This is a genomic window from Microvirga tunisiensis, from assembly GCF_009296175.1.
GTDB lineage: Bacteria > Pseudomonadota > Alphaproteobacteria > Rhizobiales > Beijerinckiaceae > Microvirga > Microvirga tunisiensis.
In genome coordinates this window covers 1-10,255 of record NZ_VOSK01000231.1, presented here as the reverse complement: position 1 = coordinate 10,255, position 10,255 = coordinate 1, and the positions used below count along the sequence as shown (strand labels likewise).

The window sequence follows — 10,255 nt, the reverse complement described above, 5'->3', positions numbered from 1 at the left end:
GGTCATCGACCGCATCATCGTTCACGACGGCAGCTTGGAGATCCGTCATGTCATTCCCTTGCGCAGCCCTCCGCCGGGACGTGAGAGCACTGCTGACCCAGTTGCTCGATTGCGTTCGGATCGTATGCTCTGGGAGCCTGCTGATGATGTCCCATGCCACGGCCTCAAGTAGCAAAGTCGCTAAGCATTAACCTACTCGATCGAGTGGGTTGGCCTGATCGGCGGCCTCGCCCTTCTTGGATGGGCAGTAAACCCGCCCCGCCAGACACAAACGTCATCAATAATCACATTGCCAAACGGGCGCCATCCAGACATGACAATGCCCTTGGCCTGCAGCGCAGCCGACAGTGCCCGCCAGCTTTGTCCATTCGGCATCAACTAGATAATTCCAGGATGATGCCGACCGGGAAGCGAAGACGCTTGAATAAAAATAACAGACCGGCTCCTCGGACCGCCGCCATCCTCTAAACTGCCAAGGTCAGTGAAACTGACCTTCCACCGCAGAGGTACTGCTGCCGTCCGGAAGCGTGTATGCGAAACTCTTTCGGATTGTTGACAATTTGGGGAACCAAGCGTCCACTTCGTATGAGCCACGTCGCCTCGACGCGAGACTTGGGCTTCCGGCGACGGGCCTGGAGGGACGAGCGATGAGCACTCGGCGTACAGCAATTCAGGTGGTCGCACTTGCGGCAGTGTCTGCGTTGGCAATTATCGCGACCGGAGGTTCCTCGGTCGAGGCCGCGGACAAGGAACTCAAAATTGGATTCGTTGGAGTAACCAGCGGCCCAGCTGCCGCCTGGGGAACATCCAATGTCCGCTCAATGCAGACCCGAGCCGAATGGCTGAATCAGACCGGCGGCGTGAAGATCGGTGACGCAACCTACACCATCAATATCGTTACGTTTGATGATCAAAAGGATCCGAAGCGGGCTATCGCCGGCATGGAAAAGATGGCGCAGGAAGGTATCCATTATGTCGTCGGCCCAAACGTTGACGATGGTGCGGCTGCAGTTCGCCCCGTCGCCGAGAAGGCAGGCATTATCTACTTTCCTTATGCCTTCCCGAAAGAGCTGTATGTCAAGCCCGCATCGAATGCTGTACTTGGCATGATCGCCAGCTATCAGTCCGGTCCCGCTATCTACAAATATTTGAAAGACAATAAGGTAGTGAAGAGTATCGCTTTTGTCGCGGCCAATGAGTCCGACCCCCTGAGTCAACGCGATAGTGGTGTTGCGGCCGCGAAGGCGCTCGGCCTGCAGATTGTCGCCGAGAAGGACACCTATCAGAATGACACGCGCGACTTCACGCCAGTGTTGACGCCGATCGTTAAGCTGAAGCCGGATCTACTGGTGCTCTCAGGTGTCGCCCCTGGTAATGCGCCCCTCCTGATCCGAGCGGCGCGAGAGCTTGGCTACACGGGCCTGATCTCGACCGAGACGGCTCACGATGCCAAAGTGTTGGAGGAAGGAGCGGGCGATCTCGCCAATGGCTTTATATCAGTGGGTGGCGCCTCGACCCCTGAGATCCGCTCGCCTCTCATGGCAGAATTTATTGACCGCTATACGAAGAAGTTCGGCGAGTACAATGATGAGTCCAACACCAAGGTATACGCGCTCGAATACATCCTTGAGACTCTGAAAGCCAATCCAAAAGCGGTCGATAACGTCGAAGAGTTCAAGAAGTCTTTCGACACGTTCTCGTCCTCGAACCCTTTTATGAAAGGGGATAATAAACTCAAATATGTCGGTGCGACTTCGTTTGGACAAAAGCGGCAGATTGCCGTTCCGATGGTAGTCAATGAGTATCGTGACGGTGAATTCAAGACATTGTTCATCGGTGAGGTCGACTGACGATCTTGCTGCAGGCACCAGGCAGGCACCGCTGAGGGTGCCTGCTCATGGCTTGAGCACTGGACCCATATCCGGATTTCGTCATGGCGCAGGTGATCGTAAACGGGCTGTATCTCGGGGCACAATATGCGCTGATTGCCCTTGGACTGACGTTGATCTTCGCGCTGATGAACGTACTGAACTTCGCGCATGGTCAAATGTACGTGTTCGGTGGGTTCATCACTTATTATACCTATGGTCAGCTCGGCCTACCTTTTGCAGTAGCGCTCCTGGCATCTGGAGCAACGCTTGCCGCTGTGGGTGCCCTCATTGAAAAGTTTCTATTCCGTCCAGTGATCCGGAGAAGCATTCGCGAAGAGAGCACTATGCTGCTTGCGGCAGCCGTCGCTTTCTTTCTCGATGCCGTTATCCTTCTTGTATTCGGAGAGAAGCAGCGCGGCGTGCCGAAGATTATCAATGGAGTGTTCCTGTCGGACACCTTGATCATGCCTTACGACCGTCTGCTGATCGGTGCCGTGGCGCTTGTCATGATCGCAATGTTCATGCTGTTCATGCAGTACACAAAGCCCGGGCGGGCAATGCGCGCGCTGGCGCAGGACCGCGTTGCAGCTCAGTTGATGGGAGTTCGCGTTGACCGCTACTCCATGATTGGGTTCGCACTCGGCGCCATGCTTGCTGGCGTGGTCGGTGGTCTCCTTGTCGCGATAACCGGCGTGAACTCCGGTATTGGAGGACCAATCTCGGTCAAGGCCTTCATGATGGTCATGATCGGAGGAGCCGGCGTCGTCGGGGGGGCCATTGCCGGCGGCTTCATCCTCGGCATGCTCGAGTCTGTGGGACTCAGTGTCCTGCATGCGTATGGGGACATTACGTACTTGGTCATTTTCATAGCCCTGATAGTGTTCCTGAGTATTCGTCCCAATGGACTAATGGGTAAACCTTGGGGATAAAGTGGCATGTCAACATCGAAGCTGCTTTGGCTCGTAGGGTTCCTAGCAGTGACGCTTGTGGCAGTCCCTTGGCTGATTGCTGCGACGGGGCGTTCAGACCTATATTACACATTTACGGCCGTTGCGTTGCTCGCCATCGCAAGTGGCGGCGTCTGGCTTACATTCTACATTGGCCGCATCAACATTGGCCAAGCGGCCTATGCGCTGCTTGGCGGCTATCTCTCGGCCATTCTCGTCGTTCGCTATGGCGTATCGTTCTGGCTTACCCTACCACTCGCAGGTCTGTTATGCGCCGGAGCGAGCGTTCTAATCGGCTTTCCGATTCTACGCTTGCGCGGCGTCTACTTTGCCATGGTGACGCTGGTCTTGACGGAGGTCGCCCGCCTTTTAGCCCTAGCCCTTCCAGTGACTAACGGCGCTAAGGGGCTCGTGAGCATTCCGCCCCCAGGTCCCATCACTCTCTTTGGCGTTCCGCTTTTACCGGATTTCGCGACGCTGGCCAATCCACGCCAAGCTTTCTACATTGTGGCCGTCGTACTGATGGTCATGTGCTATGCGGGCCTCTATCGGTTGGTGCATTCTCGCATTGGTCGGCTCTGTCTCTCGCTCCAGCAGAATGAGGAGTTGGCCGCATCGATTGGCGTCAATGTCGCGTATTTGCGCCTTGTCATTTATGCCATTTCGTCATTTCTGGGCGGGATTGCTGGGGCGATGTTCATTGCCATCTCCCAGTCGATCTATCCGTCGAGCTTTACGACCGCCGATTCCATTAACTTCATGCTGAACTGCTTCCTCGGTGGACTTGGGTATGTGCTCGGGCCAATGCTGGGGACCTTTCTCCTGTATTTCGGCTGGGATCTCCTGTTCAAGGCTGGTCAGTTTCAGCTCCTGATCTTCTCCTCTGTCCTCATTATCCTCATGTTGGTTTTGCCCAACGGCCTGCTCAGCCTCCGTCCCTGGAAGCGAATGAAGGGAGGCATCAGTGGGTGATATTCTGCAGATATCGGGGTTGACGAAGAGGTTTGGCGGTCTCGTCGCTGTCAACAATGTCTCCTTTTCCGTACACGAAGGTGAGATTCTTGCGGTCATTGGACCGAATGGCGCCGGGAAATCCACTCTGTTCAAGCTCGTTGCGTCGTTCCTGCGACCAACGGCGGGTGAGGTTCGTTTTCAAGGGAAGCGCATTTCAGGCCTCTCGCCCCATGTCGTTGCCCGCATGGGCGTCGTTCGCACATTCCAGGAGACGACAATTTTTAAGGGCATGACAGTCCGCGACAATGTCATTATTGCCCATCAATTGAGAGCTAGAGCGAGCCTTCCGGGATTCTACTTCGGGTCTCTCACGGCCCGAGAAGATGAGGCTGAGTTCGGGCGATCCGCCGATGAGATTCTGGAACTTCTCGGTCTCGAACGAATCCGGGACGAACCCGCATTGAGCCTCCCGCACGGACATCTTCGGGCGCTTGGAATGGCAATCGGCCTCGCCACGCGACCTAAGGTCCTGCTGCTCGACGAGCCGTTTGCTGGAATGAACCATGATGAGACGGTACGGGCTGTCGACATGGTGCGGGGCGTGCGCAATCGGGGAGTCACCATACTCCTCGTCGAGCATGACATGCCTGCCGTGATGCGGATCTCCGACCGGATCGTCGTGCTGAACTTCGGTGAGAAGATTGCGGAGGGCACTCCGACCGAGATCCGTCACAACCATAAGGTCATTGAGGCTTATCTCGGCATTGAGGATGAAGCGATCGGATTTTGAGGCATGACCAAGCTGCTAACATGCAAGGACTTGGAACTGTACTATGATCACATCTACGCGCTGAAGGGTGTTTCCCTTGAGATCGAGGAGGGGGAGACGGTTGCCTTAATTGGAGCGAACGGTGCTGGCAAGTCGTCCATCCTGCGAGCGATCACGGGCTTGACGAGGATCTGGTCTGGCGAGATTCTTTATCAGGGCCGGCGTATCGATCATTGTCAGCCCGACGACATCGTCAAGATGGGGATTGTCATGGTGCCGGAAGGCCGACGGGTCTTTCCCTACATGTCGGTCAAGGACAACCTCCTCATGGGAGCCTTCACCCGGACTGACCGATCCGGCATCGGCAAGAGCCTTGACATGGTTCTGAACCGTTTCCCCCGTCTCAAGGAGCGCTACTCGCAAGCGGCCGGAACCATGAGCGGCGGTGAACAGCAGATGCTCGTGATCGGCCGCGCGTTGATGGCCAAGCCGCGCCTGCTGCTGCTGGATGAGCCCTCCCTCGGCATCGCGCCCAAGCTCGTCCAGGACATTGCCCGGTCAATCGTCGCCATCAACAGGGACGAGAGGGTCAGCGTACTGCTGGTTGAGCAGAACTCTCGCATGGCGTTGAGGATTTCGCAGCGCGCCTACGCCCTGACGACCGGCAGGATTGCGCTTGCAGGACAATCGGTGGAGATGCTCAACGATGAGCGCGTCAGGCATCTCTACCTTGGTGGTGAACTCTAACAGCCGGCGGGTCGCGCAATGAGAATCCTTGTCGTCAATCCGAATACGACGGCCTCCATGACCCGGAAGATTGGCAGCGCCGCTGCTGCCGTTGCCTCCGAGACAACGGAAATTATTGTCGTCAATCCGAGCTTCGGTCCGCCAAGCATCGAAGGATATTTTGACGAAGCATTCTCTGTCCCCGGGTTGATTGATGAGATCGTCAAAGCCCCTGACACTCATGCCACCGTCATAGCGTGCTTCGACGATACCGGCCTTGATGCAGCCCGGTGCATCACCGATGCGCCGGTGATCGGGATCGGCGAAGCCGCGTTTCATATGGCCACGCTTATTGCCGGTCGATTCAGTGTCGTGACAACGCTCTCCCGCTCGATTCCTGCGATCGAGGGCAATTTGGCGCGATACGGGCTGGCATCCCGCTGCACCAAAGTTCGTGCCTCCGACGTGCCGGTACTCGACCTGGAAGACCCCCGTTCAGGCGCCTATCAGCGCATCTCGAACGAAATCGCGGCCGCGATCCGGGACGATCGTGCCGAGGCGATCGTCCTTGGGTGCGCCGGGATGACGGATCTCGCCAGCACCCTTTCGCAGGAGCACGGGATTCCTGTGCTTGATGGTGTAACCTGTGCGGTCAAGCTCTGCGAGAATCTTGTGGCTCTTGGCCTCAAGACCTCGAAATCCGGGGGGTACGCGATGCCCCGAGCGAAGGCCTATTCCGGTGTGTTCGCGCGCTTTTCCCCCGGCGGAACCAATGTAAGGGCAGATGACAGAGAACCGATCAGTACTGGATCGGGAGACACGTGAACCGAACGAACATGCAAGATACTCCTGGCACCTCCAACCGGACTCTACGGCCAAACGCCCGCTGGGTCGATGTCTCTACAAGGCTCAGGGATGCGATCGTGTCACATACCCTCGCGCCAGGAACGAAATTGCCGGAAGACGAATTGGCAGCGATCTATGTGGTGAGTCGCACCGCCATCCGGTCGGCTCTTCAAGCGCTGGCCCATGATCGACTGGTCAGGCTTGAGCCCAACCGAGGTGCCTTTGTCGCCCAGCCATCAAAGCAGGAGGCGCGCGAGATCTTTGATGCCCGGATGCTGATCGAACCGAGGGTTGCAGCACTCGCGGCGGAGACCGCTACGCGAGCCGATATCGCGCGGTTGCGTCACCATCTCGAGGATGAGGATGAGGCCCTCCACGCCGATCAGATGAGCGCTGCTATATCGCTGTCGGCGCGCTTTCATGTGACGCTCGCTGAGATTGCTGGCCATACAATTCTGACAGAATTCGTTACCGATCTTGTGTTCCGCTCATCCCTTATCATAGCCCTGTATTGGCGTCGGCGCGACATTACATGCGATAGTCACGCTCATCATGCACTCGTTGACGCGCTTGCCAGACATGAACTCGGTCGTGCCTCCGAACTGATGACCAGCCACTTGGCCGATCTCCTGGCCGGTCTTGATCTGACGATCGGTGATAGTAAGCCAAGAAGTCTTGCCGATGTGTTGCGGTAGGTTTGTCTGTGGCTGTGTTGCACAGATCGGCCGGTGAGCACACGTAGTCCAGCCAACGTCTTTGTTTAGGCAGAGCGGACGGACTTTGGGCGCCCAAGGTCAAGCACGCGGTCTGCGTATCCACATGTTACGTTCTGGGTATCGTTACCATGACGATCTTGGCTGACCGCCGCGAGCGCCGAGCGGCAATCTCTCATAGGCGCCTCGACGCCAGACGATGAGATCACCAGGGGGACAGGAATGCGAGTTCCTGATCCGTTCTAGCTTATCATGTCAACTGGATCTTGCGCTAGGGCGTCGGACGTTTTGTTGGACGCGTTCCAACAGGGAGTCCCGCCTGAATCCAGCACAAAGCCCATGACCCCGACTTCTCGTCCGGGGCCTCGTAGAGGCCAAGTACCATCAGCGTACCTTGGAGGGAACCGGCAGATGTCTACACTGTGCGCCGACCTATTTTGTAAGCGCAGATGCTACCCTGACAGTCCGCTCGCGATGGGCGGTGTAGAGGCCACTGGCGATGATCACCGTGGCTCCGGCCAGAGTCCAGCGATCCGGCACGTTGCCGAAGATCCCGTAGCCCAACACCCCGGACCAGACGAGTTGGCTATAGGAAAACGGCGCCAGCACCGAGGCCGGCGCCTGCTGGAACGCCAACACAACGAGCCATTGCGCGACCGTAGAGGCTCCGCCCGTGACAAGCCCGAGGCCGATCTCACGCCATCCGGGCGTCACCCACGTGAACGGCACAAGAGCCGAGGTGACCAGCAATCCGACACCCGCCGCATAGGTGAGGGAGACCAGAGGGCCATCGGCGCCGCTCATCTTGCGTGTCACCACCAGAGCAACGGCCCAGCTGAAGGCCGATAGCACCGGAAAGATTGCCGCCGGGTCGAAGGCCCCTGCCCCGGGTCGGACAACAATGAGAACGCCCAGGAGGCCTACCGCGACGGCACTCCACCGCCGCCACCCGACCACCTCTCCGAGGATCGGGATTGACAGCGCCGTGACGATCATGGGCGACGCAAACGAGATCGCCGTGGCTTCTGCCATCGGCAGGAATGACAGCCCCGTGATAAAGAAGATGGACGAACCCAGAACACCCAGGGCTCGGAGGATTTGCAGGCTCGATCTCCGGGAGCGCAGGGCATGCACCCGTCGGGTGATGACCGCTGTTCCCAGCATCAGAAGGGTGAACACGCAAAAGCGCAGCCAAGCCACCTCCACAGCCGGGAGGGCTGCGGTCATGAGTTTGGATGCCGCATCGGAACAGGAGAAGAAGGCCAGTGCGACCAGCATGAGGGTGATGCCTCGCAGCGGGCGGTCCCGAGCGATGGAAGGGTCATTCATCGGAATGTTCGCTCATCCTTTTCTTGTCGCGGCTCCCCGCCTTGATGATGGGTTACCTCCTTGCAAAGGCCAAGCACGTGTCAGGAAACGGAGTAGAGCAGAGCAAGCAGAGGTTACTCACGCCTCAATGCCATCGTCCAGCGGTCCACAGGTTCAAAACTCGTGACCTCGGCGGACAATCCGACAGCTCCTAAGGCTCATCAAGTTCCTCGATCACCGATTCGAAGGTTATACAGACGGGGTTGTCCCCATGGACAGCCCTCCCGGAGAAGATCTGGCCGTCCATGTCGACGCCGTCGATCTGGAGGTAGGTCCGTGGCTGACCGTGGGGGCTCTCCACGCTCCCCTCGTGGATCAAGATTTCCGTCGCGTATGACTCCACACGCGCCCCGTTAGTGAAACGCACCCCGTTCAAGCTGCCGATGCCGTAAACATTCGCCCTTCCGATTCCCTGTCCTGAACAGATGTCCTCAATGGCGATGCTGACATCCTCGTTGGGACGAACCTTCGCCAGGAGCACGCGCGGACCCGCCCGCTCCTTTATATCTTCGGTGACCGGCACGGGTTCGAACAGGGTGAAGTTCGTCTCGGGGTCAAGTAGGGCCTTGAAGGTAGCGCCCCTCAGACCAATCCCTGTGACCTCCGTGGGCTCCGCCACCATGGTATCGGGGGCCAGCATGTGGCCTATTCGCGTGCCTTCTGGTGTCTCCCAGATCCCGTGACAATGAACGAAAGCTCGATCAGCCGCACATCGTGGAGAGGACAATGCGGGGAGCACCTTCCGTTGGGATCAACGGCACATCAGGTTAGAGCCTAGAAGATGCCGACAAACCACCCTTGGAAGCTTGAGATCAGCGGATGCTCGTCGACGGACGTTGGCGCAGCAGCACACTGCCGAACACCAGCCATCCGCGTCCTGACCTCCTCGGGCGCCAGCTCATCAGCCCGCCGGCCGATCAAGAGCGCACCGGTGAGGATCTCAAGACGCTTCTGGAACGAAAGCCGCCAGCGCATGCGGGCGGCGATGTAAGCCTCCCGCTTCCGCTCCACCTCCAGCGTGTCGGCACAGGCCAGACGGAGGACGAAGGGCAGCAGTTGCTGCCGCTCCTCATCGGAAGCCTCATCGTTCAGCTGCATCGCCAGTGCGCAGATCGGACGGGAGAAACACTGCGGCATGTCATGAACGGAACGCACGGGCTGATAGACAAAACCTGCAGCCACAATAGCCGCCTCGTTGATGCACGTGCCGCCATCTTGGCCAGGAAAGGTATGCGAGCCTCGTTTCAGCTTCCAGTTCAGGATGTGGTCGAAGCTGTCCATCGTGACCATCCTTTCCATTGCAGTGAGGAATGGTGCTCCCCCCGGATCATCCCTGTCAACCAGGAGAGCATCCCAGCATCGAACCATCCGGCGGTTGGCACGATGCTGGGATGACGCGGAATACCGTTGGCGCCGCAATCCATAACGAACGTCCCATTCTGCGGATACCATCGCTCTTGCACAGACGATGCTAACCCTCGGGTCCAAAGAGGCGCATACTGGCTGCCCTGCGTGGAGGACAGGGCGATGCAGGCAGCGTAAGGCTGCCTGCTGGTCCTCCTGATCCGGACAAGCGCCATCCTGCCCCTCGGGACAGCGGGTCATGCCGGATCTGACCCTGCGCAGCAGCCCTCGCGTCGGGCTGCGGGCCGCCCGATCACGGGCCTCTACTATCCGATACGCTGATGGGCCTCACACCTGCGCGGCGTTCTTTCGTCTGTGACCGGCTCCTTGAGCCTATGCCGTTTCTGGTGATGGACTTCCGCTCGGACCAGTTTTCCCTCGACGACAAATGGGATGGTTGCGCAGAGCCAACTGCGCTGCCAGAGATCGATCCGGCAGGGCAGCTTGGATCAGCGGCGCTTGCGGTGTCTGTTACGTTTGGTCGGGAGGCCAAAGAAAACCTGCCCGCAAGGGTTAGTTCTTCTGCGGGACGTTGGTGCATAATTGAGAGGTGGGCCGCATGCACCCCTTAGCCCTGGGGTTCAGACGAGGCGCTGGGATACTGGCATGCCAAGGCTGGTCATGATGTTGATGACCTTGCAGCCGACCGCAGCTTCG

General features: G+C 58.3%; 10 protein-coding genes. 7 read left to right on the top strand and 3 right to left on the bottom strand.

The genetic code is table 11. From position 1 onward, the window contains the following. Positions 1 to 647: 647 nt before the first annotated feature. The 7 genes from FS320_RS31245 (at position 648) to FS320_RS31215 (ending at position 6,808) form a co-directional block, all read left to right on the top strand. On the top strand, positions 648 to 1,850 hold the full coding sequence (locus tag FS320_RS31245; protein ID WP_152716304.1) for an ABC transporter substrate-binding protein: 1,203 nt from the start codon (positions 648 to 650) through the stop codon (positions 1,848 to 1,850). An 83-nt stretch (positions 1,851 to 1,933) separates the two neighbouring features. Continuing rightward, a complete protein-coding gene (locus FS320_RS31240; protein ID WP_152716301.1) occupies positions 1,934 to 2,800 on the top strand; it encodes a branched-chain amino acid ABC transporter permease in 867 nt (288 codons plus the stop codon). Between the two features lie 6 nt (positions 2,801 to 2,806). Then, positions 2,807 to 3,790, top strand: coding sequence for a branched-chain amino acid ABC transporter permease (locus tag FS320_RS31235; protein WP_152716299.1), 984 nt, complete (start codon positions 2,807 to 2,809; stop codon positions 3,788 to 3,790). Next, positions 3,783 to 4,562 (top strand): ATP-binding cassette domain-containing protein, encoded by a 780-nt coding sequence (locus FS320_RS31230; RefSeq protein ID WP_162003376.1) that lies wholly within the window; start codon positions 3,783 to 3,785, stop codon positions 4,560 to 4,562. Before FS320_RS31235 ends, FS320_RS31230 begins: the two co-directional genes overlap by 8 nt. A gap of 3 nt (positions 4,563 to 4,565) precedes the next feature. Further along, entirely contained in the window at positions 4,566 to 5,288 is a 723-nt protein-coding gene (locus FS320_RS31225; protein ID WP_152716297.1) for an ABC transporter ATP-binding protein, read from the top strand. Between the two features lie 18 nt (positions 5,289 to 5,306). Continuing rightward, positions 5,307 to 6,092, top strand: coding sequence for an aspartate/glutamate racemase family protein (locus FS320_RS31220; protein WP_152716295.1), 786 nt, complete (start codon positions 5,307 to 5,309; stop codon positions 6,090 to 6,092). Between the two features lie 11 nt (positions 6,093 to 6,103). Further along, a complete protein-coding gene (locus tag FS320_RS31215) occupies positions 6,104 to 6,808 on the top strand; it encodes a GntR family transcriptional regulator (RefSeq protein WP_152716293.1) in 705 nt (234 codons plus the stop codon). Between the two features lie 450 nt (positions 6,809 to 7,258). Here FS320_RS31215 and FS320_RS31210 read toward each other — a convergent pair whose 3' ends face one another. The 3 genes from FS320_RS31210 to FS320_RS31200 all read right to left on the bottom strand — a co-directional run bounded on the left by FS320_RS31210 (position 7,259) and on the right by FS320_RS31200 (position 9,475). Further along, a complete protein-coding gene (locus FS320_RS31210; protein WP_152716291.1) occupies positions 7,259 to 8,155 on the bottom strand; it encodes a DMT family transporter in 897 nt (298 codons plus the stop codon). Between the two features lie 190 nt (positions 8,156 to 8,345). Further along, the gene (locus tag FS320_RS31205) at positions 8,346 to 8,834 is read right to left on the bottom strand and encodes a PCC domain-containing protein (protein ID WP_152716289.1); all 489 of its coding nucleotides are present in this window, start codon (positions 8,832 to 8,834) and stop codon (positions 8,346 to 8,348) included. Between the two features lie 134 nt (positions 8,835 to 8,968). Continuing rightward, complete coding sequence (locus FS320_RS31200; protein ID WP_152716287.1) at positions 8,969 to 9,475, bottom strand: hypothetical protein; 507 nt, start codon at positions 9,473 to 9,475, stop codon at positions 8,969 to 8,971. Positions 9,476 to 10,255: the final 780 nt, after the last annotated feature.

Coding starts and splice junctions, on each gene's coding strand:
- FS320_RS31245 (WP_152716304.1), top strand. CDS start 648: ATGAGCACTCGGCGTACAGCAATTCAGGTGGTCGCACTTGCGGCAGTG.
- FS320_RS31240 (WP_152716301.1), top strand. CDS start 1,934: ATGGCGCAGGTGATCGTAAACGGGCTGTATCTCGGGGCACAATATGCG.
- FS320_RS31235 (WP_152716299.1), top strand. CDS start 2,807: ATGTCAACATCGAAGCTGCTTTGGCTCGTAGGGTTCCTAGCAGTGACG.
- FS320_RS31225 (WP_152716297.1), top strand. CDS start 4,566: ATGACCAAGCTGCTAACATGCAAGGACTTGGAACTGTACTATGATCAC.
- FS320_RS31220 (WP_152716295.1), top strand. CDS start 5,307: ATGAGAATCCTTGTCGTCAATCCGAATACGACGGCCTCCATGACCCGG.
- FS320_RS31215 (WP_152716293.1), top strand. CDS start 6,104: ATGCAAGATACTCCTGGCACCTCCAACCGGACTCTACGGCCAAACGCC.
- FS320_RS31210 (WP_152716291.1), bottom strand. CDS start 8,155: ATGAATGACCCTTCCATCGCTCGGGACCGCCCGCTGCGAGGCATCACC.
- FS320_RS31205 (WP_152716289.1), bottom strand. CDS start 8,834: ATGCTGGCCCCCGATACCATGGTGGCGGAGCCCACGGAGGTCACAGGG.
- FS320_RS31200 (WP_152716287.1), bottom strand. CDS start 9,475: ATGGACAGCTTCGACCACATCCTGAACTGGAAGCTGAAACGAGGCTCG.